The 25,512-nt window shown below is 56.6% G+C and carries 26 protein-coding genes and 1 pseudogene; 12 read left to right on the top strand and 15 right to left on the bottom strand.

Translation table 11 applies throughout. The features are described from left to right. Positions 1 to 143 precede the first annotated feature (143 nt). On the bottom strand, positions 144 to 548 hold the full coding sequence (locus RGM2987_RS22295; RefSeq protein ID WP_245144969.1) for a DUF488 family protein: 405 nt from the start codon (positions 546 to 548) through the stop codon (positions 144 to 146). Positions 549 to 794: 246 nt separating this feature from the next. Here RGM2987_RS22295 and RGM2987_RS22290 point away from each other — a divergent pair, with 246 nt between their 5' ends. Genes RGM2987_RS22290 through RGM2987_RS22280 form a run of 3 tightly spaced genes read left to right on the top strand, consistent with a single transcriptional unit; the run spans position 795 to position 6,338 of the window. After that, a complete protein-coding gene (locus tag RGM2987_RS22290; RefSeq protein ID WP_245144968.1) occupies positions 795 to 1,586 on the top strand; it encodes a helix-turn-helix domain-containing protein in 792 nt (263 codons plus the stop codon). Beyond that, on the top strand, positions 1,586 to 3,988 hold the full coding sequence (locus RGM2987_RS22285) for a 7TM-DISM domain-containing protein (RefSeq protein WP_245144967.1): 2,403 nt from the start codon (positions 1,586 to 1,588) through the stop codon (positions 3,986 to 3,988). The genes RGM2987_RS22290 and RGM2987_RS22285 overlap by 1 nt, the downstream gene beginning before the upstream one ends. 1 nt (position 3,989) lies before the next feature. Then, positions 3,990 to 6,338, top strand: a complete 2,349-nt coding sequence (locus tag RGM2987_RS22280) for a TonB-dependent receptor (RefSeq protein ID WP_245144966.1) — start codon at positions 3,990 to 3,992, stop codon at positions 6,336 to 6,338. Here RGM2987_RS22280 and RGM2987_RS22275 read toward each other — a convergent pair. Beyond that, positions 6,322 to 7,407, bottom strand: a complete 1,086-nt coding sequence (locus tag RGM2987_RS22275; protein WP_245144965.1) for a sensor domain-containing diguanylate cyclase — start codon at positions 7,405 to 7,407, stop codon at positions 6,322 to 6,324. The genes RGM2987_RS22280 and RGM2987_RS22275 overlap by 17 nt on opposite strands. Positions 7,408 to 7,758: 351 nt before the next feature. Here RGM2987_RS22275 and RGM2987_RS22270 point away from each other — a divergent pair, with 351 nt between their 5' ends. Continuing rightward, positions 7,759 to 7,989, top strand: a complete 231-nt coding sequence (locus tag RGM2987_RS22270) for a DUF6429 family protein (RefSeq protein ID WP_245144964.1) — start codon at positions 7,759 to 7,761, stop codon at positions 7,987 to 7,989. A gap of 118 nt (positions 7,990 to 8,107) precedes the next feature. On the opposite strand, the gene RGM2987_RS22265 is transcribed toward RGM2987_RS22270, so the two are convergent. Continuing rightward, the gene (locus tag RGM2987_RS22265; protein ID WP_245144963.1) at positions 8,108 to 8,362 is read right to left on the bottom strand and encodes a colicin E3-like toxin immunity protein; all 255 of its coding nucleotides are present in this window, start codon (positions 8,360 to 8,362) and stop codon (positions 8,108 to 8,110) included. 8 nt (positions 8,363 to 8,370) lie between these two features. Continuing rightward, on the bottom strand, positions 8,371 to 9,588 hold the full coding sequence (locus RGM2987_RS22260; RefSeq protein ID WP_245144962.1) for a colicin E3/pyocin S6 family cytotoxin: 1,218 nt from the start codon (positions 9,586 to 9,588) through the stop codon (positions 8,371 to 8,373). A gap of 280 nt (positions 9,589 to 9,868) precedes the next feature. On the opposite strand from RGM2987_RS22260, the gene RGM2987_RS22255 reads away from it, so the two are divergent. Beyond that, positions 9,869 to 10,144, top strand: coding sequence for a DUF2442 domain-containing protein (locus RGM2987_RS22255; protein ID WP_245144961.1), 276 nt, complete (start codon positions 9,869 to 9,871; stop codon positions 10,142 to 10,144). 111 nt (positions 10,145 to 10,255) lie between these two features. Here RGM2987_RS22255 and RGM2987_RS22250 read toward each other — a convergent pair whose 3' ends face one another. The 4 genes from RGM2987_RS22250 to RGM2987_RS22235 form a co-directional block, all read right to left on the bottom strand. Then, positions 10,256 to 10,477: a hypothetical protein gene (locus RGM2987_RS22250; RefSeq protein WP_245144960.1), complete on the bottom strand. Its 222-nt coding sequence runs from the start codon at positions 10,475 to 10,477 to the stop codon at positions 10,256 to 10,258. 81 nt (positions 10,478 to 10,558) lie between these two features. Beyond that, entirely contained in the window at positions 10,559 to 10,813 is a 255-nt protein-coding gene (locus RGM2987_RS22245; RefSeq protein ID WP_245144959.1) for a colicin E3-like toxin immunity protein, read from the bottom strand. 7 nt (positions 10,814 to 10,820) lie between these two features. Continuing rightward, entirely contained in the window at positions 10,821 to 12,044 is a 1,224-nt protein-coding gene (locus RGM2987_RS22240) for a colicin E3/pyocin S6 family cytotoxin (protein ID WP_245144958.1), read from the bottom strand. 459 nt (positions 12,045 to 12,503) lie between these two features. After that, positions 12,504 to 13,481, bottom strand: coding sequence for an AraC family transcriptional regulator (locus RGM2987_RS22235; RefSeq protein ID WP_245144957.1), 978 nt, complete (start codon positions 13,479 to 13,481; stop codon positions 12,504 to 12,506). A 408-nt stretch (positions 13,482 to 13,889) separates the two neighbouring features. Here RGM2987_RS22235 and RGM2987_RS22230 point away from each other — a divergent pair, with 408 nt between their 5' ends. Next, positions 13,890 to 14,852 (top strand): aldo/keto reductase, encoded by a 963-nt coding sequence (locus RGM2987_RS22230; protein ID WP_245145020.1) that lies wholly within the window; start codon positions 13,890 to 13,892, stop codon positions 14,850 to 14,852. 30 nt (positions 14,853 to 14,882) lie between these two features. On the opposite strand, the gene RGM2987_RS22225 is transcribed toward RGM2987_RS22230, so the two are convergent. Further along, positions 14,883 to 15,950 carry an SDR family oxidoreductase gene (locus tag RGM2987_RS22225; protein WP_245144956.1) on the bottom strand — a complete coding sequence of 356 codons (1,068 nt, stop codon included), beginning with the start codon at positions 15,948 to 15,950 and terminating at the stop codon, positions 14,883 to 14,885. A 73-nt stretch (positions 15,951 to 16,023) separates the two neighbouring features. Here RGM2987_RS22225 and RGM2987_RS22220 point away from each other — a divergent pair, with 73 nt between their 5' ends. From RGM2987_RS22220 to RGM2987_RS22210, 3 genes are all read left to right on the top strand, one after another. Then, on the top strand, positions 16,024 to 16,413 hold the full coding sequence (locus tag RGM2987_RS22220) for a MerR family transcriptional regulator (protein WP_245144955.1): 390 nt from the start codon (positions 16,024 to 16,026) through the stop codon (positions 16,411 to 16,413). Positions 16,414 to 16,630: 217 nt separating this feature from the next. Beyond that, positions 16,631 to 17,326 (top strand): hypothetical protein, encoded by a 696-nt coding sequence (locus tag RGM2987_RS22215; protein ID WP_245144954.1) that lies wholly within the window; start codon positions 16,631 to 16,633, stop codon positions 17,324 to 17,326. Between the two features lie 482 nt (positions 17,327 to 17,808). Continuing rightward, positions 17,809 to 18,168 (top strand): DUF6124 family protein, encoded by a 360-nt coding sequence (locus RGM2987_RS22210; RefSeq protein WP_245144953.1) that lies wholly within the window; start codon positions 17,809 to 17,811, stop codon positions 18,166 to 18,168. A gap of 76 nt (positions 18,169 to 18,244) precedes the next feature. Here RGM2987_RS22210 and RGM2987_RS22205 read toward each other — a convergent pair whose 3' ends face one another. Continuing rightward, on the bottom strand, positions 18,245 to 18,577 hold the full coding sequence (locus RGM2987_RS22205; RefSeq protein ID WP_072346904.1) for a type II toxin-antitoxin system HicB family antitoxin: 333 nt from the start codon (positions 18,575 to 18,577) through the stop codon (positions 18,245 to 18,247). After that, the gene (locus RGM2987_RS22200) at positions 18,574 to 18,828 is read right to left on the bottom strand and encodes a type II toxin-antitoxin system HicA family toxin (RefSeq protein WP_238961460.1); all 255 of its coding nucleotides are present in this window, start codon (positions 18,826 to 18,828) and stop codon (positions 18,574 to 18,576) included. Before RGM2987_RS22200 ends, RGM2987_RS22205 begins: the two co-directional genes overlap by 4 nt. Before the next feature lie 402 nt (positions 18,829 to 19,230). On the opposite strand from RGM2987_RS22200, the pseudogene RGM2987_RS22195 reads away from it, so the two are divergent. From RGM2987_RS22195 to RGM2987_RS22185, 3 genes and pseudogenes are all read left to right on the top strand, one after another. Next, a pseudogene (locus RGM2987_RS22195) lies at positions 19,231 to 19,584 on the top strand (DUF6124 family protein); the annotation flags it as partial. A gap of 237 nt (positions 19,585 to 19,821) precedes the next feature. Further along, entirely contained in the window at positions 19,822 to 20,160 is a 339-nt protein-coding gene (locus RGM2987_RS22190; RefSeq protein ID WP_245144952.1) for a hypothetical protein, read from the top strand. A gap of 84 nt (positions 20,161 to 20,244) precedes the next feature. After that, on the top strand, positions 20,245 to 22,536 hold the full coding sequence (locus tag RGM2987_RS22185; RefSeq protein ID WP_245144951.1) for a GGDEF domain-containing protein: 2,292 nt from the start codon (positions 20,245 to 20,247) through the stop codon (positions 22,534 to 22,536). 237 nt (positions 22,537 to 22,773) lie between these two features. Here RGM2987_RS22185 and RGM2987_RS22180 read toward each other — a convergent pair whose 3' ends face one another. From RGM2987_RS22180 to RGM2987_RS22165, 4 genes are all read right to left on the bottom strand, one after another. After that, positions 22,774 to 24,111, bottom strand: a complete 1,338-nt coding sequence (locus RGM2987_RS22180; protein ID WP_245144950.1) for a hypothetical protein — start codon at positions 24,109 to 24,111, stop codon at positions 22,774 to 22,776. Between the two features lie 107 nt (positions 24,112 to 24,218). Next, positions 24,219 to 24,713 carry a hypothetical protein gene (locus tag RGM2987_RS22175; RefSeq protein WP_245144949.1) on the bottom strand — a complete coding sequence of 165 codons (495 nt, stop codon included), beginning with the start codon at positions 24,711 to 24,713 and terminating at the stop codon, positions 24,219 to 24,221. 1 nt (position 24,714) lies between these two features. Further along, positions 24,715 to 25,008, bottom strand: coding sequence for a hypothetical protein (locus RGM2987_RS22170; protein WP_245144948.1), 294 nt, complete (start codon positions 25,006 to 25,008; stop codon positions 24,715 to 24,717). Between the two features lie 50 nt (positions 25,009 to 25,058). Next, positions 25,059 to 25,388, bottom strand: coding sequence for a hypothetical protein (locus RGM2987_RS22165; RefSeq protein ID WP_245144947.1), 330 nt, complete (start codon positions 25,386 to 25,388; stop codon positions 25,059 to 25,061). Positions 25,389 to 25,512: the final 124 nt, after the last annotated feature.

The raw sequence follows: 25,512 nt of genomic DNA, 5'->3' as shown, positions 1-25,512 counted from the left end.
TTAGCCGCACCGCGAAACAAATTACGCCGGCCACGTCACAACAAACACCAGCCACTTCAGACAGCCTCCAACCTGTGGCGAGGGGATTTAGCGAAACGTCGCACCGCCCCGCTGGGCTGCGAAGCCGCCCCAACCGGCCTACCTCACATCTCCGAAAACCCCGACAAATAACAAACCGGCGAACTCCCCTCCGCCCGCTTCTCCACCTCATCCTCCAACCACTGCGCCAACACCACAGCATTATTCTCAACAGTCGATTTAGCCGCATAAACCAACGTCAGAGTCCCACCCTGCGCCACATCCACCAACCGCCACCAATGCTCCGGCCGCGCCGCCAGCTCCCGTCGATACGCCGCCCTGAACGCGTCAAAGGATACCGCCCCCGCTTTGAACGCCTTGCGCAACTCATGGGACGGCGCCACCTCCGGCAGCCATTCAGTTATCAGCAACGCATCCTTGCGACAGTTACGCGGCCACAACCGGTCAACCAGAATACGGACGCCATCCTCGGCGCTCGCTGCTTCATAGGCGCGTTTGCACTGGATCATCAGGACCTGCCATTCGTAAGGGATCGCTTGAGTCTAGGTCGATAGCGCAGGGGCGACCATGGTCTATCCGACGTCTTCAAGTCTTCGCAGGACCTGCCGCTATGGGTATAACGATTAATACCGAGCCATCGATGGGCTTTGCGATACCTTTGCCTTCTGGCAACGACTTGGCGGCGGCACGATAAGAGAACGCAGCGAATGGACGACGGACGATACGAAGGACGGGCAGCCGTGGCGGGAGGCGCAATGACGTCATCCGGCCCGCAGCCGCATATTCTGCTTATCGATGATGTTCCAGAGGACATCCGCGCCACGCTCGTCCTGCTCAAGGCGCAACCCTGGCGCATCTCCCTGGCCAGCGATGCCCACCAGGGCTACCAGCGTGCACTGGCCTTGCGTCCGGACCTGATCGTGCTGGATGTGCACATGCCGCACATGGACGGCTTCAGCCTCTGCCGGCTGCTGCGCGAGGCGCCCGCGACCCGGCACACGCCGATTCTTTTTCTGTCCTCGGCCAACAGCACCTTCGAGCGTCTGGAAGGGCTGACCGTGGGTGGGGTCGATTACATCCCCAAGTCCTGCGCGCCCGAGGAAGTGCTGGCGCGCATCAAGATCCATCTGCAATTGACCTGGCGCGCACCGCCAGCCAGCCAGGACAGCCCGGCGGAACCGGAGCCGGAAGGCGACGAGATCGTGTTGCGTGCCGCGATGCGACTGATTGAAAACCAGCTCGACGAGACACCCTCGCTGGCGCAACTGGCGCACAAGGTCGGCACCCATGAAAAGCGCCTGTCGCGGATATTTCGCGAGCACCTGGGCCTGACCGTGTTCGCATACATCCGCGATGCGCGGTTGCGGCGCGGCCAGGCGTTGCTGGCCGAAAGCGCCATGAGCGTGCAGGACGTCGCCGAGCTGATCGGCTTTCGCAATGCCTGCAACTTCACCACGGCTTTCCGCCAACGAATCGGCATGACGCCCAGCCAGTTTCGCCAACAAACCCTGGGCGTCGCCGATGCAGAGTCGGCCGGGCGCGCCTGATGCGGCTGCTACAGGTTCTGTTGTTGGCGATGGCGTTGCTGTCCGCCGGACTGTTGCGCGCAGCGCCTGTGGATATCTGCCGGTCTGAGCAACTGGACCTGATGCCGGCGGTGCAGATTGTCGAGGACATCCCGGCAAGGTTGAGCGTGGAAGCAGTCGCTCAACTGCCCGAAGCGCGGTTCAATCCCGCGTCCTCCGATTGGCCGGGCCAAGGCTACAGTCGCTCGGCCTTCTGGTTGAAGCTGCCACTCATCAACTCAAGCGATTCCGCCTGTTCGCGCCTGCTGGTGATCGGCGCGCCGCGCCTGGAAGACCTACGGGTCTATCAATATGCCGATGGACGCTGGCGCGAGGCCCATGCCGGCGGCGCTTATCCCCTGGCCGAATGGCCCCAGCCGCCGGCGCGTCAGCCAGCGTTCCCGGTCGCGCTGGCGGCGGGGCAGAGCACCACGTTATTCGTGCGGGTGACGAGCAGCTTCCAGCTGTTGCTGGAGCCGCAGCTGTGGTCGGAACCGGCATTGCTGCGGGCGCAACAGCAGACTTACCTGAGCGACGGGCTCACCCTGGGCATTGTCCTGCTGGTCGTGCCGTTCGGGCTGATCGTCGGCGGGATCCTGCGCTCCCGGCTGCTGACCGTAAACGCGAGCGCAGTCCTCAGTTATATCCTGCTGACCTGCCTGGTGAACGGCTACCTGATCTACTGGCCCACGGCGCTCGGCTGGACGCGCGAGCTGCTGGCCGGCACCAGCGTGATCTCGTTCATCCTGTTTCTTGCCTATATGCGCGTGTTGTTGCAGGTCGCCCGACTGCCCAAAATCATCGGCTGGAGCTATTGGCTGCCGCTGTTGGGATGCGCCGTCGGCCGGTTCTGGTGGTTGCAGGTCGATCCGGTCCAGGGCGCGCAGTTCATCCAGTTGTCGCTGCTGAGTTTCTATGCGGTGCTGCTCGCCACGTTGTACATGGCCTGGCGCAAACGGCTGCGCTACAACTGGATGGCATGGCTGGTGCCGGGGTTGCTGCTGGGGCAATTGCTGATGCGCTATTTCTTCCCGCAGGAGCAATTGCCCTGGCAGTCGCCGCAAAGCAAACACAGCTTGTCCTCGACCCTGCCGGGTGTGGCGCTGCTGGTGTGCACCTTGATCATGGAAGTCAGCCGCAGCCGCCAGCGGGAAAAGCACGCGCTGTCGACTCTCGACCAACAGCGCCAGGCCGAGCACGAGCGCCTGGAAAGCACCGTGGCGCTGCGCACGGCACAGTTGCGCGAATCCCTGGCGGCCCGCAGTGCCTTGATGGCCCGCATCAGCCACGACCTGCGCTCGCCGCTGGTGCGCATCATCGACTATGCGCGGCTGTTGCATGGGGCGCCGAACCGCGACTACCAGGCCATCATCGAGCGCAATGCCCGCCAGCAACTGGAGTTGATCGACGAGATGCTCGAGTTCTCCCGTGGCGAGCTGGAGCAAATGCAATTGAGCCTCGCACCGGGCTATCTGTACGGCTTTCTGAAGGAGATCGCCGAGGAGGCCGGTTTCCTCGCCGCACGACAGGGCAACACGTTTGAGTCCGCCGTGGCCGACGACCTGCCGGCGCTGGTCGAGGCCGATTTTAAACGGCTGCGGCAGATCCTCATGAACCTGTTGGCGAACGCCGCGAAATTCACCCGTGACGGCCTGATCCGCTTTGAAGTGAGCGCTCGCCCGGGCGCCAACCCTGACACCGTCGAGCTGTGCTTCAGCATTGTCGACACTGGCATCGGCATTGATCCGCAAGAATTCGAACGGCTGCTGCAACCGTTCCAGCGCGGGCGCAATGCGCAACGCTACGAAGGCAGCGGCCTGGGTTTGTCGATCGTCACGCAACTGCTGGAGCGCATGGACAGTCGGCTGGAACCGCAGGCCACCGGGGAGGGCGGCAGCCGTTTCAGTTTTCGTCTAAAGCTTAAATGTGCCCAGGAACAGGACTTGGAAAACGGCATTATCGATAACCATGCCGCGCCGTTTGATGGGCAGGGCAAGCACGTGCTGCTGGTGGATGATGTCGAGCAGAACAGCGAATGGCTCTACGACCTGCTGGCCGGCTACGGCTTTGACGTGAGCGTCGCGGCTAACGGTGAGGAGGCCTTGGCCTGCCTGGCAGAGCAGCCGGTCGACCTGTTGATCAGCGACCAGATGATGCCCGGCATGGACGGCTGGGAACTGCTGCGCCAAGTGCGCGAGGGTTGGGGCGATCTGCCGGTGATGCTCTATTCGGCGGTACCGGCGCGCCGGCCGCCGGAATATCCGCAAGGCCTGGCATTCGATGCCGTGTTGCTCAAGCCCGCCGACAGCCGCGAGCTGCTGGGGTGGGTCAAGACGCTGATTTGCCCGGACCCGGTGCATCGCCCGATGGCGCGGGAGCACTAGCGTGCGCGCTTCGAAATACTGGCTGCTGTTGCTCGGCAGCTTGTCGGCTCTACCTTGGGCATCGGTCAGTGCCGAGCAAGCGCCCAGCGCTATTGTCCTCGACCCCACCACCGTGACCGCTCGACGCCGCGAGGAAGATCCGCAACAGGTGCCGATCCCGATCAACGTCCTCTACGGCGAGCAACTGGACGAGGCCGGCCTGCACACGCTGCAAGACATCCAGCAACGCGTGCCGGGGCTGGTGGTGTCCGGGCATGACGCCCGCTATGCCGGCTTCGGCCTGCGCGGCTTCGGCGCGACCGCCTACAACGATGGCCTGGAAGGCAGTGTCGGCACCTACGTCGATGGTGTGTACCAGGCGCGCCAGGGCATGGCGTTCACCGAGCTGATGGACATCGAGCGCATTGAAGTGCTGCGCGGGCCCCAGGGCACTTTGTTCGGCAAGAACACCACCGCGGGCGCGCTGAACATTATCACCCGCGCACCGACGTTCCAGCCCGAGGTCAACCTTGAGGCCAGCTACGGTGAGCGCGGGTTGCGTGAATATCGCGGGACGATTTCGGGAGCGCTGCGCGACGACATCTTGGCCGGGCGGCTGAATGTCTTCGAGCGCTCGGAGGAGGGGCAAGTGGAAAACCTCGAAGACGGTTCGCGCCTCGGTGACGCCGACAGCCAAGGCCTTCGCGGACAGCTGCTGTGGACACCGAATACAGACTTCAGTGCGCGCCTGATCGCCGACCATGTCCGGCAAAACGAGGCCGGCAACGTGCTGCTGGTCAATCACTACAGCCAGCAAACCCGCAAGCGCGCCCGGTTCCTCGGCTATCCACTGGCGGAGCCCGATCCGTATCAACGCGAGATCCGCATCGACGCACCGGGGCGTCCGCAAACCTTGCAGAACGGTGTCTCGTTGGAATTGAACTGGGACCTGGACGAGGCGCTGCGCTTGACCAGCATCACCGCCTACCGCGATTGGGACTACCACGCCACTCGGGATGGCGACAGCACGGCGCTGTTGGTCGCCCAGTCCGAGACCGAGCTGGGGCACCGACAGTTCAGCCAGGAATGGCGGCTGTCCGGCACGGCGGGCTCGTCCATCGACTATGTCGCCGGGCTCTACTATCTGCGCCAGCAACTGGACCGGGACATCGACGTCCAATTCGGCAAGGACGCCGCGCCTTGGTTCGTCGGCGACCAGTTGCAGCAACTGCAAAAACTCTACGGCATCACCTTCACCGACCCGAGGCAGGTGCCGGCGCAGTTGTTGGACGGCGCCCGGCAACACTACGATGGCCAGCAGAAGGGCGACAGCCGGGCGATTTTCGGTCAACTTTCCTGGCGCCCAGTCGACCCGCTGGAACTGACCGGTGGCCTGCGCTACAGCCAGGAGCGCAAGGACGGCTGGGTCTCGCGCGACGTCAGTAACCTTGCGCCGCTGACCGGCTTGCCATCGATCTTCCAGGCCGGCGGACAATTGCTGCGTGACATCGCCCTCGGCGGTGGTTATTACCGCGAGGATTCGATCGAAGAACACAACCTCTCCAGCCTGCTCAGCGCCAGCTACCGCTTCAGCGATGCGGTGATGGGCTACGTCAGTTGGTCGCGAGGCTACAAGGCCGGCGGCATCAATTTCGACGTGGTCGGCCCGTTCACCGCACCCACCTTCGAGCCGGAGCGCGCCACGTCGCTGGAACTGGGCCTGAAGACACGCTTCTGGAACGAGCGCGCCATGCTCGACCTCGCCGTCTACCAGACCGATGTCGATAACTACCAGGCGCTCACCTACAGCCCGCCGACCTCGATGTTTGCGCCACCGCTGCGGGACAACCTGATCAACGTCGGCAAGGTCCGCCTGCGCGGCGTCGAACTGGATTCGGCCTGGCAGCTTTCTTCACGGCTCACCGGGCGCCTCGGCCTGGCCTGGAGCGATGCGCGCTATCGCAGCTTCCCCAACGCACCGTGCCCGCCGGAGACCGGCCAATGGACCTGCGACCTCAGCGGCGAACGCCTCTACAACGCGCCGCAATGGAACCTCAGCAGCGGCCTGGACCACACCCATCCGCTGCCCGATGGGATGGAGGTCTACAGCGGCGTCGACTACAGCTTCAGGACCGGCTACTACGGCACCCTCGAAGGCGGCGAGGGCAGCTATCAACCGAGCTACGGCCTCACCAACCTGCGCCTGGGCCTGCGTAGCCAGGACCGTGGCTGGGAAGTGGAAGGCTGGGTGCGCAACGCCTTCGACCGGCACTACATCACCGCCGTTTACTCATTGCTGGGCGCCGGCGACTACGGCGTCATGACCGGCAGCGAAAGAACCCTCGGCACCACCCTCAGGCTTCGTTATTGAGCGAAATAAAACGCGTCGGACAAAACGCCAGGCGATTACCACCGGCCTTTTTCGACAAGTACATGGCCTTGTCCGCCTTGCTGATCAGCGCATCGACCTCCTGACCATGCTCAGGGAAAAACGCCACCCCGATACTCGCGGCAATCTCCACCGTCTGTGCGCCAATCAAAATCGGCGCGTTGGCCGCTTGCAGCATGCGCTTGAGCAACGGCTCGCATTCCTCCACCTCCTGCAAACCCACCAGCGCGGCCACAAACTCATCGCCACCGAGCCGCGCCAACGTATCGCTCTCACGCAGCGTCGCATTGATCCGCGCCGCGACAATCTGCAACACCCGGTCACCCCAGTCATGACCGTAACTGTCGTTAAGCGCCTTGAACCCATCGAGATCGATAAACGCGATGGCGACTTTCTGCTGATGGATCCGCGCCGTGCCCAACGCCTGCCGCATCCGTTCGGCCAACAGCAGTCGATTGGGCAACTGCGTGAGCGCGTCAAAACGAGCGTCGCGCTCCAACATCTGAAGTCGCTGCTTCACCTGTGTCATGTCACTGAACAGCACCACGTAATGCTGAACATTGCCGTGACGGTCATGCACCGCGCTGATGCTGATGCGCGACGTCATCTCCCGCCCATCCTTGTGGCTGCTCTGGATTTCACCGGACCAATGGCCATGGAAATCCAGCGCATTCTTCATCGGCGCATAAAACGCCGCGAGCCGCTGCACCATCCGATGGGAATTCAAATCCCGGCCCACCACCTCGTCCTGCCTATAACCGGTAAGCCGCGTGAACGCCTCGTTCGCGCTGATGACCCGACCATAAGCGTCCACCAGAACAACCCCCTCCCGCGCATGACTGAACACCGTTGCCGCCAACTCCGGACAAACACCGGTACCGCGCCGCTCCAGTGCGTCCGCGTCACGGATTGCCGGCAACGTCCGCGAATCGAAGCCCTGCTGCGCCAGGTAACCGGCCAGGAACGACAACGCCCGGTGCAGCCGGGTCAACGCGTTCGTAGCGAGCCTGGAATCGAAGCAATAGCTACGGATGAAAGTGCGTAGGTTCATTTGGGTTTATGTGAGGCTGGCGGGTAAGGGGAATGCGAGTGAAGGGGATTATCGCGGGGCGAATTTGGCGGCGACTTTGCTGGAGCGGATGGGAGCTTTGCGCGAGGGGATTGAGGGAAAAGATTTTTGCTGGCGAGGATGAGCGCCGCTAGCCGGGATTACCCTAGACCTAAAGGAAAAACACAACCCCCGTGGCGAGGGAGCTTGCTCCCGCTGGGCTGCGCAGCAGCCCCAAACCGCCGGACGCAGTTCATCGGAAGAAGATCACCAAGTCTTTTGATCAGATAAAGTTCAGGGAGCGCAGATGCATAAAATCGACACCATCGGCTAAACATGAGCGGAGTAACGACCATGGATTACGACGACACATTGATAGAAGATGCCGTGCTTGCCTTGCTGGCAGCCTTCAGTTCCGACGATGGCAACGCCTGGAAAGGCTTCGACTTCGAGGTCATGAACCGATTGCATGAACAAGGCCTGATCAGCGATCCGGTAAACAGGAACAAATCGATCTGGTTGACGGAAGAAGGGTTGGAACGAGGACGGCAGATTGCTGATCGGTTATTCGGGAAGGGGAGTTGAAGTTGCCCTAGGCCCAAAGGAAAACACAATCCCCGTGGCGAGGGAGCTTGCTCCCGCTGGGCTGCGCAGCAGCCCCACATCGCAAGAGTGAAAAATGGATTAGATGATTAGGTCAGTTTCACCACTTGGTTCGGTATCGAAATGCAATCTGATAGTCGAATTTTTCTGGATCGATTGGATGATCAAAGAAGGGCTGGATGATAGGTATCCATCCAGCAAGCACATCAAAGCCTCCGTCATATATTTCCGGTTCGCTTTCCAGATCCAACTCAGAGATCACCGACAAGTCATCTTCCATGTCCTTCGAATATTCTTTGCCTCCAGCCAGGTCGGTTTCTTTGTCGTACCAATCCAATCTAAGCTTCAAGCCCATTGAGATCCTCACAAATACTTTTTAATGCTGCGGTTTTTTCTAGCCTGACTTACTTGATGACCCGTTTCGTGATCGAACGCGCCTAAATGGCTTCCATCGCTTGCTCGGTATGCCTCGAGCTCACCATGTCTGGAGTCCCATTCATAAATTGTCCTTCCTTTAGGATCAACCCACCGCTCTCTCAGGCCTGCCCCTGCTTGTTTTGGTGTTTTCTTTTTTGCGGCTTTGAGATCTGGAAAACCGGTAATTTCTTCGGTATCTGGCGCTGGATGATAGTCATAATCAGCATTACTGCTTCGTCTGACAGAGGCAACCACATAAACCGGCCGAACCCCCGAATCCGCCGGAAACACCAGAATAAAATCCCTGTACTCCGACGGATAAATCGGGTCGACAATGATGCTGTCAGCCATCGGTGTCGGCGGATAAATCCATACGGGAGGAGCCTGGGGCGCAGCCTCCAGAGCAGGGATACCAAGAGTGTCGGAAGGATCGGTGGCCGGTGTCCAGATCAGTTCGATGCCATCACCCAGATCGGCAACGAACTGGTCAGCTCGTGGAGTGAACTGGACAACATCGACCATCTCCCAATCGCGATTCTGACCCGTATAGAACCCATAACCTTTGAGACTGCCATCGGCCTGCTGCTCAATACTCAGTCGCATACGGCTGCGGGCTTGCTTAAGGTTACGTAACTGATCCTCACTGTAGAGCGCGCTGTCACCCAGGCTGGAAGGCCAGAGCAGGGCCACGACGCCTGCCAGCAGAGCTGCGCCAACGGTGCCGCCGGCAGCAGCCGTCGAAGCTGCCGAGCCACCCAGCGCGAACCTGCCCAACGTAACGGGAACCGTACCCGCGCCGATCCGCTTGAGGGGGACCGCGCCGGACGGGGCGGCACCGCGCCCGCCGAGCCACATCAGATCGCCGAACTGCTGGACCAGGTCCGCCGGTACGTAGCCATTGGGGTTGCAGTAATCGATGATGCCATTGGGAAGCTTGCAGCTCTTGGCAAACACGCACCCGGCTACCCCGGGTAGCGGTTTGTTGTCCACCGAAGCCCAGCGCGCTTGTTCATAGGCTGCTTGCCGAGCCAGCATGGCTTCATAGTCCCGCTGTCGAACTTCGCGCTCGGCCAGTTCGCTGGCGGTCATGTCCCTGTAAGTGACGTGATGCCCATCGCCGGCGGGTGGGTTTCGGACCTGGGGGATGTCTTGTTTGCGTGTCACAGCGTTGTGAGTCTCGTCCGATAAAGGCAGGACGAACGCTAACGCGGGAGATAAAGGGAAGGTTGTAGGAGGTTTCTGGGAATGGTTGGTCCGTTTTCCTCAATGCAGGTAGGGGCGGATGATTAGGGAGTTCGATCTTGATGTGAGATTACCTAACGAACCCCCACCCCGTGGCGAGGGAGCTTGCTCCCGCTGGGCTGAAGCAGGCAAAAGGGGCGACGCCAAAAACACGGTTGTCCTGCAACGCGTGTGAAATGAACAGAACCGGGGTAGCTGACGCATGATCAGCAAAGCCAAAATCAAAAGCGTGAAACCTGTCCTCGGCAAACTTGCGCTGCAGGTGGTGTTCGTCAACAGAGATCACTACGACGTGGGCCTGCGTGAATACATTCCCCAGTTTCCGGTATGCAAGCCTCTGGAAAGCCTCTCGTTGTTCGCCACTGCCCAAGTAGGCGAATGGGGTTTCGATGTTACCTGGGGCGATGACTTGGAATTGGCAGCAGGCACCCTGCATCGGCTGGCGGTGGAGCAGGTCGGGAGCGTCATGTTGACTTAGTGCTTAACGTGTTCAACCCGTGGCGAGGGAGCTTGCTCCCGCTGGGCTGCGTAGCAGCCCTAAACCATCCAACGTAGTTCATCGGAAGAGCATCATGAGCACTGCTGCCAATTAGCTACTGGTCAGGAAAAGCAACAAGTTGCGAGGAAGCTCGATTGAGCAAGCTTTCTCCAAGGCTTCAATTTGAGCTGCGCTCAGCTCATGGTCGTGCAAGTGATCTTCTTTCTGCCTCCAGTTCATTATTTTTTCTAGGGCTTCGCCGTCAATGCCAAGCGTTGTTTCGTATGTGGCGAAATCGTCGCCGTCAACGACACCCATTATTTTGTATTTCATGGTTCTGTCTCGTTGGAGGGATTGGCTTTTGTTTTTAAATATAGGTGAGGGTTGGGTATGCATTGAATGATCGTCGTGTATCTACCAGTTGTCTCGATAATCGAACGAGACTTGATAGATGTAGGTGGCCCAGTCAATTGAATGCTTAAAGTAAGGTTGGAGGGTTTTTATCCATTCCTGGGGAACATTGAAGCCTCCGTTGTTGATGTTGTTTTCGAATGGAATCCCCAGGGCTTCAATGACAGAACCGTCCTCGCCCAAATCGTTCGAGTGTTCCTCTCCTTCGTAGAATTCGGTTTTCTTGTTAAACCATTCGAGTCTAAGTTTGAGTCCCATTTAATCCTCACAAATATTTTTTGATATTACGATTTTTTTGGGGGCCGTCTGTCTGCTCGCCAGTAATATGGTCGAATGCGCCTAAATGGCTTCCATCACTTGAACGATAGGCTTCCAATTCGCCATGTGAAGAATCCCATTCATAAATTGTTCTGCCTTTAGCATCAAGCCAGCGATGCCGTAGACCCCCACCTCCTTGCACGGGTGTCTTTTTTACGCCTGTTTTCAATCCAGGGAAGCCAACAATTTCGTGGGTTTTTGGGGCAGGATGATAGTCGTGGCCGGTCTCGGCCAAGCCCTTTCGGCGAACACTCAAAACCACATAAACCGGCCGAACCCCCGAATCCGCCGGAAACACCAGAATAAAGTCCCTGTACTCCGGCGGATAAATCGGGTCGACAATGATGCTGTCAGCCATCGGTGTCGGCGGATAAATCCATACGGGAGGAGCCTGGGGCGCAGCCTCCAGAGCAGGGATACCGAGGATGTCGGACGGATCGGTGGCCGGCGTCCAGATCAGTTCGACGCCGTCACCCAGGTCGGCGATGAACTGGTCAGCTCGCGGAGTGAACTGCACAACATCGACCATTTCCCAACCACGATTCTGCCCCGTGTAGAAACCATAACCCTTGAGACTGCCATCGGCCTGCTGCTCAATGCTCAGGCGCATGCGGCTGCGGGCCTGCTTGAGGTTTCGTAGCTGATCCTCGCTGTAGAGCGCGCTGTCACCCAGGCTGGAGGGCCAGAGCAAGGCAACGATGCCCGTCAGCAGAGCTGCGCCGACGGTGCCGCCTGCAGCAGCCGTAGACGCTGCCGAACCACCCAGCGCGAACCTGCCCAACGTAACGGGAACCGTGTTCGCGCCGATCCGCTTGAGGGGCACCGCGCCGGACGGGTCGGCACTGCGCCCGCCGAGCCACATGAGGTCGCCATACTGCTTGACCAGGTCCGCCGGTACATAGCCGTTGGGGTTGGCGTAATCGATGATGCCGTTGGGGAGTTTGCAGCTCTTGGCAAACACGCATCCGGTTACCTCGGCTAGCGGTTTGTTGTCCGCCGTGGCCCAGCGGGCTTGTTCATAGGCTGCTTGTCGGGCAAGCATGGCTTCATAGTCCCGCTGTCGAGTTTCGCGCTCGGCGAGCTCGCTGGTGGTCATGTCCCTGTACGTGACGTGATGCCCATCGCCGGCGGGAGGGTTTCGGACCTGGGGGATGTCTTTTTTGCGTGTCACAGCGTTGAGAGTCTCGTCCGATAAAGGCAGGACGAACGCTAACCCGGGAGCTGAAGGGAGGGTTGTAGGAGGTTTCTTAGAATAGCTGGCCCGTTTTCGCTAAATGCAGGAATAGGCAGGTGATCCAGATCACGATGGGCATGACGACATGCCGCTTAAAGGGGCAGCAGGCGATTACTGGCCTGGGACAATGACCGTTTCGACGCACACCGGTGCTGATTTTCAGGGCCTCATCGCGAGCAGGCTCGCTCCCACAGTGGACTGTGTTGGTCACGCAATTTGTGTTTAACATCATTCCCTGTGGGAGCGAGGCTGAACTCGCGATGGGCCGCTACCGGCGCCGAGCAGAGTGAGCCGTTGGCGCAATCGGACATTGAAGAGGTGACCTAAGCAAACCACCCCCGTGGCGAGGGAGCTTGCTCCCGCTGGGCTGCGCAGCAGCCCCCATCATCCCCTCAATCAAACCGCTCCCCCATTCTCCCGAGCCTGCTTAATCTCCCTGGAAGGCGGCGCCCCAAACCGTCGCGCATACTCCCGGCTAAATTGCGCGACGCTCTCATAACCAACCCGCAACGCCGCAGTGTTCACATCCACCCGCTCAGTCAACATCAAACTACGCGCCGCTTGCAGCCGTAACGACTTCTGATACTGAACCGGGCTCGTACCCGTCAACTTGCGGAAGTTGTGATGCAACGTGGAGGTCGCCATCCCCGAACGTTCAGCAAGGTCGGCCACGTGCAGCGGTTTCTCGTAATGGAGTTTCAGCCATTCAATGGCCCGCACGATGCCTTTGTCCCGATAACCATCGCGGGCGACGCTACGCAGCCACGGACCGGCACTACTGAGCAGCAGCCGAACACAGATCTCGCGTTTGATAAGGTCGGCCATCAAACCCGCTTCAAGTGGCCGTTCGGTCAGCGTGGCGAGTCGGGCGAATGCATCGAGCATTTCAGTCGATGCCGCTCCGGAGGCGAAACCCCGGGCATTGGAGCTGACTTCCTGTTTCGGCGGTTCCAGGCTCTGGATCACTTCGTTGAGTATCGAAAGGTCCAGCTTCAACACCACGGATAAATAAGGCGTCTGCTCGCTCGCCGCCGTCATCCGCGCCAGCGTCGGAATATCCACCGATGTCACGAAGAACGATCCCTGCCCGAACTCACGGGCCTCCTCGCCGAAGGTTATTTCCTTCGCGCCCTGCAGAATGATCGCCACGCACGGCTCATAGATGCAGTAAGTGGGCGTACCCAATCCGGTCATTCGATAAAAGGTCAGGCCGGGAATCGATGTTTTGCCAACCTCGCTCGAACCCATCTGCCCGCTGACTTTATCGATAAGCCGCCGCAGTGCCTGGAGGCGTTCGCTGGGTTGTGCGGGTTCGCTCAAGGCGATGGAATGCACCTGGCCGAAACCCAACGGCGAAGAGGAACTGTTGGTCATCACATACGCCCCTGTTTGCGGAATGTTCGAGTCTGCTAAGAGCGCAACGCCGGCACAAGTGCATCGGCAGGATTGTGCAAAAGATCGGGCGCATTAGGGTCACCCGGCCAACTCGCGTTGTTCTAATTTTCCAATCTCAATGGCTTTCGATTAGCCATACACCCTCAGTCGCGAAAGGAACGCTGGATGGACAGACGAGAATTTCTTACCTATTCGGCGGCTGGCGCGTTGGCGACTGCTCTCTTGCCCAGCTCGGGTTTCGCCAGTTCGCTGGTTGCAGCGAAGATACCCGCGGCCCTGACGGAGCGCGGCAGTGTGATGCGCACAGAGGGGCCGCTGGTGCGCGCTAGCTTGCCGGTCAACGTGCCGACGACCGCCGTGCGCTACGTCACGCCCCAACGCTTCGGCATGGGCGGGACGCAGATCGGCAACATCTTCGCGCCCATCAGCGACGAGCAGGCGAATGAGGTACTGCAGGCGGCCTGGGACGCCGGGGTTCGGCTCTTCGATACTTCGCCGTTCTACGGGTTTGGCCTGAGCGAATATCGGCTGGGTCGCTTCCTACGCAGCAAGCAGCCAAACGACTACGTGGTGTCCACCAAAGTCGGACGCATCCTGACCGCCGCCGGTGGCCCGCGCGCCGACCACGCCATCTGGAAGTCCCCGGCGCCGTTCAACTATCGCTACGACTACACCGCCGCCGGCGCCCGCCGCTCCGTGGAAGACAGTCTGCAACGCCTGGGCCTGCCGCGCATCGACATCGTTTATATCCACGACCTCTCGCCCGACAACACCGAACTGGACGGCGGCTGGGAAGCGGCCTATCGAATCGCCCGGACCGGCGCGATGGTCGAACTGGAAAAGATGCGTTCAGAAGGGCTGATCAAAGCCTGGGGCTTCGGCGTCAACACCCCGAACGCCGTGCTCCAGGCCGCGACCAACGACGACCCGACCCCCGACATCGTCCTGCTCGCCTGCCAGTACACCCTCCTGGACCACAGCGACGCGCTGCACCGCACCCTGCCGGCGTTGAGAAAGAAAGGCACCAGCGTGGTGGTCGGAACACCTCTGAACGACGGCTTCCTCGGTGGCCGCAGCCGCTACAACTTCAGCCAGGACCTGCCCGCCGGCGCGGTAGAAAAGCGTGCGCAGATCATGGCGGTCGCCAGCCGACACGGCATCGATCTTCACACCGCCGCGCTGCAATTCGCGGCGGCCCATCCGCAAGTGTCCGCGATCATTCCGGGGGCGCGTACGCCGGGGCAGATCGTTTCCAATGTGCAGGCGATGAAAGTGGGGATTCCGGCGGCGTTTTGGGGGGAGCTGAAGAGCCAGGGGTTGATTGAGGGAGAGGCGCCGGTGCCTCTTTGATTCCTCCCCTGAGGGATAAGTCAGCGTGCCTTATCTTCTAGGCAATATTGAGTGGACGAACGTTGCAGTGTTCTGCAAAGACTGCCGTATATCCGGTTTGGCTATTCCATGCCGGTTGGCAAATTGCTCGACCGCCGCCGTATCAAAACGCGTGGTCTGGATAAAGTCCAAGGCTTCGGCGTTGGTATTCATGAACCGCGCGACGGGAGGAATCTTCAGTAGCCACTTCAGCAATCGCAGCGGCATGTAATGCTTGGGAGACTTCAGGCCAATGGGTTGCGCCACCTCTGCCAGGAGTTCTCGCAAGTTGGGCGTCTGGGCATCCAGCGCCAACAGTTCCTGGCCCGCCATGGCAGGATCAAAAGCACTGACCGCCACCAGCTCAACCAGGTAATCCACGGTGACCATCGGCAGCCAGTGCTCGGCGGTACCGGGCACTGCGGTCAGCTTCCCCTGCACCAGATTGCGTATTAGCGCCACCAGCGGCTGACCGTCAAGGATATGCCCCGTGCGGCTGTGGCCACACACGGTCGAGGGGTGGACCACGGTCATCTCCCCGCCCTGGACGGACATGAGCGCCAGGGTCGCAAAATGCGCCTCCAGCTTGCTCGCCTCGTAACTACCGACACGCCGATAGACCGCAGGCCAATCCGTCAGCTCTGGACAACGAGGATCTATGCCGATGCGTTGCAGATGTTCAAGATTCTTCAGCATGTAGCCGCCGATCATCACCAACCGGCTGTTTTGCTCAGCCGCCAACAGCGCTACGCGCTTCGCCCCTTCCACATTCACCGCCCGAGCCTGCTCCAGTGACAGCCCCCAAGCGAAGTGCGCGCCCAGGTGGAACACCACTTTGGCCTGCCTGAGCACTTCCCGGTCAGCAAGACTCAGCCCGAGGTTGTCCTGTTCCAGATCACCAGCCACGGCAAATACCCAGGATGCGTCCCCGCCCAAATAGTCGACTTGCTCGCGCAGTGCCGCCAGTCGCTCCGGGCGACGCATCAACACCCAAACGGTGTGACCTTTGGCACTCAGGTTCGCCACCAAATGCTGACCAATAAAGCCGGTACCCCCCGTGACAAAGCATTCCACGCTCATTTCCTTGCTCCTGGTTAAGGTGAGAAGCCAAGCGTAAACTGTCGACCCAACTCTACAGTCAAGCGGTGTTTTCATGAAAATCGGCGAACTCGAAGCCCGCAGCGGCGCCAGCCGCCATACGCTGCGTTACTACGAGCAAATCGGTCTGATCTCACCACTGCGGCGAACCAACAACTATCGCGATTACTCAGCGCAAACCCTGCAAGACCTGGACTTTATCCAGCGCGCCCAAAGCATGGGATTTTCCTTGGGGGAAATAGGCGAGATCCTGAATGCGCAGCGCAACCAGCTAATCGACTGCGCTGACGGTGCCAAGCTGATTGAAAAGAAGATGGCGGAGATCAAACAGAAAATCGCCAGCCTTCAAGACATTTATCAGTATCTGGATCAGGAGCGTGCGAACCTTGAGGCCAGTGCTGCCAGGCAGCTTGAGCTTCAGCAGATGAACAGCGCTGCCAACTGAACGTTGTTCTTCAGAAGGCCCGCACCTATCCTGCACTCGATGGTGGCTGTGCGCAGGGCGTCCCCGGACGCGCCGGTTTCTTGTTTCCCCGGTCTGCTAACCTGCGTCCAGTCGCCTCCCATCCCATCGTTTAGCCGCCAGCGGGTGAGTCCGATCTAACTCAAGAAAGCCCTTATTGGGACGATACTTCAGCTACCTACCAATGACGTCCAATCAAATGAAAAAGCTAATTTTCGCAGTGCTTGCCCTCGCATTACTGTCGGGGTGCGTAACCAAGAACTTGAGTGTTGAAGATCGTCAGCAGATCAAAACAATCAAGATCCTTCCGGTGTATTTTGCGGTGGATAACTTCAAGTACACCAGTATGACCCAGGCGTGGGGCGCAGGCTTGGGCGCGGGAACTGGTGCAGCAACCGGTATGGCTGCTGGTGCTTCCAGCGCGGGCACAAGCGCATTGGCCGGTGCGGGTTCTGTAGCGGGGACCAAGGTAGCCGACGGTGCGACAGCTGATATTTCTCAAGCGATCCTGAATAACCTGCGGGCTCATGACATAGATCTGGGCAAATTGGTCCGTGCAAGCTTTGAGGAGCGCATAAAACGCGAGCGTCTCTTTACCATTGTGGCTGAGAGCGAGAAAGCGGACGCCGAAGTTGAAATTCTCGTGATGCAATGGGGGCTGAGCCTGAAAAATTTCAGCACCGTGCTTTACCCTGTTGTCGGCGTGAACGGTTCCATGAAACGTGACGGTACATCGGTGTGGCGCAACTTTGATACCGTCTCGGCTTTCACTGAGGACAACACCATCGCCTATACCCCCGAGCAATACGCGACCGATCCCGAAGCGGCCCGTGCAGCCTTTACGCATGTGGCTGATTTGGCTGTCAGCAAGCTCGTGGAGCGGATGAAACAGTGATCGGTCAGGAACTAGCCGACCGGGCTACCACTTGAGCTTCAGCAGATGAACAGCTCTGCCAACTGAACGTTGCCCTTCAGAATGCCCGCAAATCATCGCTGACGCCCGTCGAAGAGAAAGCAGCGTCAGAGTTGGCTGACGTCCGTGGCGCCATCAGCTCCTTCCTCCCACGCGCAGCCGACATCGCCTTGCGCCTTTGCCTACAACTACGCCAGAATCCGCCGGCTTGTGCGCCCTGGGCTGCGTCGGTAGTTTGATTCCCGTCACTGCTCATCAGTGATCGGGTTTAGTCGCCCAGTGTGAAACAGGTTGTGCAAGGCGTCATCCAGTCAGGATTCCCATCCTGCACTCGATGGTGGCTGTGCGCAGGGCGTCCTCGGACGCGCCGGTTTCTTGTTTCCCCGGTCGACTAACCTGCGTACAGCTGCCTCCCATCGTTTAGTCGCGAGCGGGTGATGGCTCCAACTACAGGAAGCAAGACGATGGCAAAAGTTACTCCATATCCCCCAGGGACAGACGAAGCTGTATCCCGCGTCCAGTCCGCCCGGAAAAAAGAACTCGACGACGCAGCTACGCGAGCGTTGGATCACTACCTCAAGCCCAAGCCTCAGAAAGAAACGTCTGACAATCCCAACACTATTTTTCGCATCGCGGCTGATGTGGATTCTGAGTGTTTGCTTGCCGGTCTCAGTGAGAACCTGGCTTCGGCCAATGCCATGCTCGGTGACTTGGCGTCTGATCTGGACGGATCGCGACGGCGTGTGGCGTTGGGGATTCAGCAGGTGATTGAGCTGAGTGAGCTGATGGCGAATCGGGCGTTGGATATTGTTGAGGTGAGGTAGCGGGCCGGCGGCGTTCAGCAACAAGAAGAAAGGTCTTGCTCGGCAAGACCTTTTTCAATCAATCCGTGTACCTACGTTAGACGTGCGCTGCGCGCTCAAACACCTCATCAGCCCACTGGTTCAGGCTTTTACCGGCGGTTTGAGCTGCAATGGTAGCGGCAGCATGCACCTCAGGACGAATGCGCAGCATCACCTTGCCGGAGGCAGGCTTCTCAGGGCTGACGCCTTGCTCGGCACAGTCCGCCAGGTAATCCTCAACGGCACTGGCAAACTCGGCGCGTAGCTCGGTCACGGAATCAGCGTGAAAACTGATAATGTCCCGCACGCCCAGAATCCGACCGACGAAGATGTCGTCACGTTCATCAAACTCAATTCGGGCTGTATAGCCCTTATAGGTCATGCTGTTCATAGCTCAACTCCTGCCCGCTGGAAAAATTCGCGAGCCTCTTCTACCTGATATTTCTTGGCCTCTTTCCCTGGGTGTGGCCGATGGCAACGCCATTGGGCCCCACCCAGCACCAGCTTGATTCGCGAACCTTCGCGCTCCAGCACTTGGCCACCCAAATGAATCACCAAGGCTTCAATGTCAGCAAACACTATCGCCGCGCTCGTTGGCGTGCGGTGGATCGCTTCAAGGGTTTTCCGGTGCCTGTTTTTCATGCGTCTGATGCTATCAAAAGAAGATAGCACTATCTAGCCAGTTCGGAAGTCAGAATATCCGCGTCGATCCGGCTTTCGCCTTATCGCCCGACATCGCCTTGCGCCTTTGCCTACAACTACGCCAGAATCCGCCGGCTTGTGCGCCCTGGGCTGCGTCGGTAGTTTGAGTCCTGTCACTGCTCATCAGTGATCGGGTTTAGTCGCCCGTCTCAACCTAAGGCGTATCACGCCCCTGTCCGTCAGGCTTTGCTGTTCCTGTATCGATGGTGGCTGTGCGCAGGGCGCCCTCGGGCGCGCCGGGATTCTTAGGTTCACCGGTCGACTAACCTGCGTACAGCTGCCGCCCCCTCGTTTAGTCGCGAGGAGGTTTCAGCCTCACCTACAGGAACCTAAGTAGATGGCAAAGTTACTCCAAATCCCCCAGGGACAGACGACTCCGTATCCCGCGTCCAGTCCGCCAGGAAAAAAGAACTCGACGACGCAGCCACGCGAGCGTTGGACTTCTACCTCAAACCCAAGCCTCAGAAAGAAACGTCTGACAATCCCAACACTATTTTTCGCATCGCGGCTGATGTGGATTCTGAGTGTTTGCTTGCCGGTCTCAGTGAGAACCTGGCTTCGGCCAATGCCATGATTGGTGATCTGGCGTCCGATCTGGATGGATCGCGACGGCGTATGGCGTTGGGGATTCAGCAGGTTATTGAGCTGAGTGAGCTGATGGCGAATCGGGCGTTGGATATTGTTGAGGTGAGATAGGGCGGCAGAGCTACGTGCCGCCCGGATTAAAAAAGGTCTTGCCCAGCAAGGCCTTTTTTGTATCCGAGGGAGGTTGAGTGCTTCAGCAAGCCTGAGGACTCAAAGGTCCGCATTCTTCATCCATGCGAGCTTTTTTCCTGCTAGCTGAGGTGTGACAGATGTTCGCAGGGCAGCAGTGGCTTTTTGCTGCTATACCTCAGTCGATCATATTCGGCGCGGTGCAGACAGGAGTTCAGGATGAATATTCTTGCAGGGTTGGTCGCGGGGTTGATATTAGCCATTCTTGTTTCGACAGTTGTGGACATTGCCGTGGCTGCATCACCAAGAGCTGGTGGAGGGGCTGGCGCAATTGTTTTCTTCGTAACATGGATTCTTGCACTCGCAATAGCCGTCTCCGCTCCCACTGCTGGCAAGACATGGCGTCGACTTTTGGTCACGTCGGGTATCGCTGCGTTCATTCTCCCCTTGGCTAGTTTTTTTGAGGACCAATTTGGCTCCCTATGCCTAGCCCAAACATCCATGACCCCAAGTACTCCCCGTATGTGGTTTTTTGCAAGAAAGTTGAAGTGGCTATAATTAAATAAATTCTTCTTTTGCGTGATGTCTAGTAAGGTTGTCTCTAAAAATTAGGTGCGTGGGCAGTCTGTTAAAGGTGATGGCATGAAGTTAGATAAGTTAAAGTCTCTAAAATCAGAGTTGGTGAAAGAGCTTTCTCAGTATTCTGTTAAGTGTGCTATATATTATGAAGAACAGGACCAGTGGCGGGAGCTAGAAGGCGGGGCTGTAACGGGGGCGGTCGTTCAAGGATTAGATCGTTCTAAAGGTGAAAAAGTTGCTTATCATACTGCAGGCAGCTTAACTGCAAGGTACTATCTTAGAGATTATGATGCAGTTGTATCCCTGACGTTTAAGAAAACGCCACGTTCCGAAACTCGGAAAAAATTCAGAAGCATAATAGAGAAAATCCAAGAAGGTGCTTCTAATGCTTATAGAGTGTCACATCATTCTTTGACGCATTTGCTCGCGAAAGATGCCTTTAGAGAAATTTTAAGAGGATTATTGATTAAAACTGAAGGCGCTTCATTATCAAGTTTTGAAGCCCAAGAAAGTGAGCTGCCAAAAATATTGGCTGTAATGGCTCTGGATATAGACTATTTCAAACAAGTAAATGATACTTGGGGGCATTTATATGGTGATCAGGTGCTGAAAATTTTTGGCAAGCGCCTTGAGTCGTGTGCGTCGCGTATAGAGGATATCACGTCAGAAGCTACGATTTATATCGGTCATCCCTCTGGTGAGGAATTTCTTATTGTAATGGTGGCAAGTGCGACTAAAGATCAATTCTCAATGTGGGCGAATCAATTTAGAGCTTGCATATGTGATGATGTGCTTCCAACTGATGTGGAATGGCAATGGCTTTGCAAGAAAGATAACTTGTCCGCACTTACTCCGCCTCCTATTCCAGATCGTGGGGTTTCAACAAGTATCGGAGTTGCACTTCATACTAGTATCATTCAGAAAGATACCGGGGAAGATGTATCCGCTGGACTATTGGACTTGGCCGATACGGCCCTCTATCGAGCTAAAGCAGCTGGGCGGAATCAAGTTATATTTTATGATGAAATTTTGTCTAGTTGCGGAAGGGTTGTTGAGCATGACTTTAAAACAGGGGTGGTTGCGATTGATATAGGTTCTAATGTTGGTGTTAGCATAGGGCAAGAGTTTAAGGTTTATCATCCTACGTTTACAGGGAAGAAAAAATTTCTTGTAAATGACGGGCGAACCACGCGGACGCTCGGGGTATATCCGCGAGTCGAAAGTAGCAGAATAGTCGTTTTTAATACTCAGCCTGAAATATCTTTTGCGTTCGTTGACGTATCTGAGAATTTAAAGGCTGAGCTTGAAGTGGGATCGCATTTAGAGGCTATTCCGGCAGGAAGTATCGGGCATCTACTTCCTAATACTTCCAAGTATTTACCGTACGGTCCTGAGTCATTGAAAAGTGCTGATATACATACTCTGCAAGAGTTTGTGGAAAAAAAATCCGATGATTCCGAACCCCCTTTTGCTGTAGTTGTAAGATTCACGCGTGAGACTGAGTATTTGCGAAAGTATGGTACGGCAGCTCTTAATAAAGCATTAGCAAGGTTGTACAGAGGAGCGCAGGTTTCATTTGCAAGCGATAATGTTGTAGCGGTATTAGATAGCGGGTCAATATGTATTGTAGGTGTCGATGAGTCGTATAGTGAATCAGTGATATCTGAATTTGCCAAAGAGATTTCAATGGAGTTTCCTGCGCTAGAAGTTGCAGTGGGTATTTTTTGTTCTGTAGATATTCAAGAAATTCAAGAAAGTGAGGGTGTTGTCCTCGATCCAAAAGGTGCAATAGAGTTGGCGCGATTTTCTGCGTCGGAGTTCGCGAGAGGAAAAGATAGTTTGACGTGTCACTTTAGCTTAACTGTTGCCATGAAGACGCTTCAGGAGCTGCGAAAATTGCAATCGTACGATGTTGCTTATGCGGATTTCAATCGCCTAATAAAATTGGGTGTCGACTCTGCGTCTATATTTAATATTGGAGGGCTAATAGCTGGTAATTTGGGGCTTGATCAAAAAGCTCTGGAGTACCATCAGGAAGCCATAAATAAAGATTCGTCTAAAATTATATATAAGTCAAATTACGCAACGGTTGCTTTGAAAATCGGGGAGGTTGAATTGGGGTTAAAAATGCTTAGTGGTTTTACTGACGTGGCTTTGCAACAGCTTGAAAAAATTCATGCCTACGGTTATTTTGCTTATGCGATCTTGTTGGCTAGAGCAAAACTAACGGGTTCTCATTTCTTCGATGAGGATAAATTTTCCAGAATTGCACCGCGTGCTATTGATTTGTCTGTGGCGAAGCAGCTCCCATATGCTGTAAACGAAATTAAGATGGCGTTGATTGCGTCAATCTAGTAAAAGCTTCCATGCGTATCATTAGCTTTTTTGCCAGTCGATGATCCAATAACAAGAAAAAGGGGACTGAATTGAATGGCACTTCCTTAGCGGCTAAGCGCTTGAACTGACAGAATAAAAAGAGGACGGATTTATTTTCGTTGGTTGAAGCTAGCTTGGCTTCTTCGCTATGTAGATTCGCTTTTTGCAGCACTCCCGCCGCCCAGCGCGTCTAAGCAGATTGTTCGCCCCGCAGTGTTATCCGCGTTTGAGCAGCTGGAATACGCGTATCGCAGCAAACCATGCCAATTGACCGAAACCAACCAACAGGCGCCTCAGGGCACGAACGCACTGCCCCAGCCTTTGCCGTGCAACCCTTAAAACTCGACGCCTATCAGCCGCAGGCCGTGCATCAATCAAACATAACTTGGTAGTAGCAAGCGCCACTTTTGCTCCGACCGCTACGGCGACAGCAAGGAAATACAGCCAACGATGATTTTTGGCCTTGTCATGTTGGCTGACTAGCGCCGACAACTGCTTCAAGGAAGGCTTGGCACCGGCGAGCCAGGGAACGATGCATTCGCTGGCCAAGGCGACGGTGTGACTGCTGATATTTTTATCCACAAGACCCGCTGGACCATCAGGATTGACCGAGCAATAGCCACGGGGGACGTACTCGCAGGTGCTGGAGAGTGGAGAAGAGCGCGAGATGACATTGGAAAAGTACTTCACGGGGCACAACCGTAGGTTGTAGTCGTTGATCTCTTTGCGAATGGCGATCACGTCCTCATCGCTTATGGTTTTTCTATTCGCGGCATAGAACCCTTTGGAGTCGTCCGGTGCGTAATCCATGAAGTAGCTGGCTTCACCTTCCTTGATGTGAGTAAAGGTCCACTGCGAATCGCTGCTCCATTGGCACGACTTCAGTTTATCCAGGCCGTTAGCCTTGCAGTAATCATCGTAGCGCTTGATTTGACTTAGCAGGAACGCGCTGGCGTCCTGGATGCTCGCTGTTGCCTCCTTCAGCAATGCAGCGTCTTCATTGGCGCCGTTGTCCGCCACAAAGAACACCGCCGCGACCAATGCCAGCGGAAACCAGAAGTGATCGTATAGCTGTCGGAAGCGTTCGGTGAGGTTGAGGTTGTCATAGATAAGAACCATGAGACCCCACCCGGTGAGGGCGCAAAGCATCAACAGGGGAATCAGACCGACTTCGCTGCCCAGCTTTCCAACGCCGTTGATGGTGTAGCGTATGGGTAGGTAATTGATGTTGGGAAAAAGGCCCAGGCAGTTCAACGCACCCGGCAGGAGCAACAGCGCGAAGAAAATGAACACGCCTCGCTTCTTGCCCACCGTATAGGCCGCTGCTGCCAGCAAGGGAATCAGCAGAGTGGACAGCATCATCAGATAGCCAAGCGTGATCACCATGGCTTCATCTGGGGACCAGTAGGTTCCGATGAATTTTCCGGCGTCGTCACGCCCGTTGAAGGTCGATGATACGACGTCGAGGCCTTCCAGGATTTGGTGTAGGTTGTAGGCGGCGCCGTGGAAAAATTTTACGTAAGGATAGAAAAAGTCGCCTGTCGAAATCGACATCAGTTTGAGTCCTTCAATTCTTTTGCCATTCCGTGGTTTCGTAGGTGAGAGCGTGGAAAGCGGCCTGATTATTTGTGAATCATCAAAGGCGGAGCGCCTGCTCGACCCTAAGACGCAAGTGCTCTTATCATCGCTAGTGAGTAAACGTTTCCCTCGCCAGATCCCCATAATAGAGGGGATAGCCGGTCGTCGGCGGTGAATATCAAATGAGTGGATGATAGCTCTATCAGTTTCGAGTCAGTCAATCCAAATTGTGGGAAGTAAGGATTGTGCAAATCGTCGTTGAGATTGGAGTCTATCTCTTTGAATGTTCCAAAAATGGTTCTGGCAATTTCAAAGGCTTTCTCTTGTGCATAACCTTTTAAATCTAGAAGGTTGGAGACCTCTGCGGCAATGTATTTCGTTGTGTAACCCTCTCCAAACGGTTTGATGGCTTTAAGCAACAAATCATAGTCGCCAACGCTAAAGTCTTTCAGTCTCTTCGAACTAGAGATGAACCTGCCTTCTTCTACGCTGCCAATTATCAGCAGCAGCAAAAGATTGGTGTCGATAATTATGTCTCTTTTGTAATTAGGTGCTGATCCTTTTTTACTTTTTGCCATGTTATTGGCCTTTGTAACGCTTAAAACCTTTGAGCGCTCCATCTTTAGATGAAACTAAAAAAGTCTTGTACTCTTTCCGCTTGCCCAGAACAGTGGCTAATTCAAATAGCGGCGTTCTAGTGCGAGTTTCTGTGAGCGATGAAGGGGTTCGGTCGACATCGTAGCTAAAGGTAACCTCATACCGTGAATTGTCATCTGAAATGACAATCTCCTCCAGAACTATGTTGCTGGCTCCCTTTACAAAATCATCGAAGCCATTGCGGGCGGCCGCTTCAGCCATTTTAAAGTCGATCATGATTCCCTCCTGTCTGACCAGTCAGCGTAAATAGATATGTCATGTCCTGCTCAAAGAACATCCCGCAGATAATCCTTCAGAAGGATAGCTTGAGCATAAAGCCCGTCCGTCGTCTCTGCAGCACCAAAATTCTTTGCTAAACGATGCAGCTCACAGCCAAGCACCGTATCCACCCCACCAACCGCCGCCAACGCCAAATCCAAGCATCGACCAATCTCACCCTGAATCCCACTCACATCCCCTCGCCGAATCAACAACCCAAACACCTCCCGATCACATCCGCCCATCAACGGATCATCCCGCAGGATCGGACTGTGGGCCTCTGTTTCATAAGCCAGTTTGAGGGAGTAAAGAGCGACTGTTTCCAGTAGCAATTCCATGGGGTGAAGTCCTTTGTCAGCGGGAGAGGAGGGGCGGTGGGTTAACTGGGTGTCGCAAGGCGGAGCATCGGTGGGGGCAGTGGTGTTTTTGTGAGCGCTTTGCGCTCAAGCGGGAGCAAGCTCC

It is taken from the genome of Pseudomonas sp. RGM2987 (genome assembly GCF_022952855.1).
Lineage (GTDB): Bacteria > Pseudomonadota > Gammaproteobacteria > Pseudomonadales > Pseudomonadaceae > Aquipseudomonas.
The sequence above is the reverse complement of the archived record's forward strand: the minus strand, read 5'-3'. Positions and strand labels throughout refer to the sequence as shown.